This is a genomic window from Stenotrophomonas sp. YIM B06876 (assembly GCF_030711595.1).
In the GTDB taxonomy this organism is placed as follows: domain Bacteria; phylum Pseudomonadota; class Gammaproteobacteria; order Xanthomonadales; family Xanthomonadaceae; genus Stenotrophomonas.
The window spans coordinates 1-1,136 of the sequence record NZ_JAUJUJ010000266.1 but is presented as its reverse complement, the minus strand read 5'-3'; the positions used below and the strand labels follow the sequence as shown (position 1 = coordinate 1,136).

General features: G+C 54.6%; 2 protein-coding genes. One reads left to right on the top strand and one right to left on the bottom strand.

Going from position 1 to position 1,136, the window contains the following annotated elements; all coding sequences use genetic code 11:
- Nucleotides 1-393, bottom strand: a 393-nt coding sequence (locus tag QZH66_RS16625; protein WP_305806972.1) for a transposase DNA-binding-containing protein, incomplete at its 3' end; no start/stop codon positions are given.
- Between the two features lie 254 nt (nucleotides 394-647).
- Here QZH66_RS16625 and QZH66_RS16620 point away from each other — a divergent pair.
- Nucleotides 648-1,064, top strand: coding sequence for a GtrA family protein (locus QZH66_RS16620; protein ID WP_305806971.1), 417 nt, complete (start codon nucleotides 648-650; stop codon nucleotides 1,062-1,064).
- The last annotated feature ends 72 nt before the right edge of the window (nucleotides 1,065-1,136 follow it).

The following is a 1,136-nucleotide window of genomic DNA, read 5'->3' as shown; positions in this document are numbered from 1 at the left end:
ATCGAGCACGCCCCGCGGCTCGCGCGAGGCACTGATGGCGTAGGTCGGGTGCAGGTACATGCCGCGCTGGACCTCGTAGCTCAGCGGCCCCAGGCCCAAGGCCTGGCGGCCATTGAAGTCCAGTTCCGTGGTGTCCTGGATGTTGAGCGCCACGTCGTGCTCGCGCATGCGCTCGATGCTGCTGCTCCAGTGCGATTGCAGCAGCGCTTGCCAGTCGCTGCGGCGATTGCTCAGGAAGCGATAGGCCGCCTGGGTTTCGGCCCAGCCGTTGCAGGCGTTGGGGATGCTCTCGGTGGGTTTGCCTGCCAGCCGCTGGGCCAGCAGCACCGCGCGGGCATTCAGGCGTTCATCGCCCAGATCCAGTGTCTTGAATTCTTCGCTCGCCCAGTTCACTTCTTCCCCTCGGGTGTCTCTGCGCCTCTATTGGAACTCAGGGGAGAGCTGTGTGTAATGGGGTGGGCTGAAGTCGGCGATCATGAGACACTCTATCGAGGATGCTTGGCTGCGGGGATGCTGCCTTGGGGCGTGCAGGTGCCCCGCAGAGGCTGTTGCCGCCACAGAGTGTGAATTTGGCTGAAGGATGTTTGTTGCAAATGGTGCTCGAATACATGAGAATTTGATCGAATAATTTCAGGGATAAATAGAAAATGCCGATGGATCCGTTCCCCGCTCGCACAAGCAATTTTTCCATACGCAGCGGTATTCATTTTCTGTTGGTGGGTGGATTTGCCACGGCTTTGCATTATCTGTTGACCGCTATTTTTTCCGTTGTATTCAAATGGCCCTTGGTTGAATCGTCTGCTATAGGATTTTCCATCAGTGCCATTGTCAATTATTTTTTGAATGCGCGTTTCACATTTGAGAGCAAAAAACCTCATAAGGAGACATTTCCCCGATTTTTTGCGGTTGCCGGTGTTGGTCTTTTGATTAACACCATCGTATTGACCCTGCTGATCTCCATTGGCTTGGGGCCTATTATTTCTCAAACTCTGAGCACTTGTTGTGTCATCGCATGGAATTACAGCATCAACAGCATCTGGACTTTCAAAAAAGCGGAGTCTTGAGACCGGCTCCGGTGGTGAGCTTGGTATTGCCCTGCTTCAACGAAGAAGAGGTACTGCCGGAAACCACGGCGC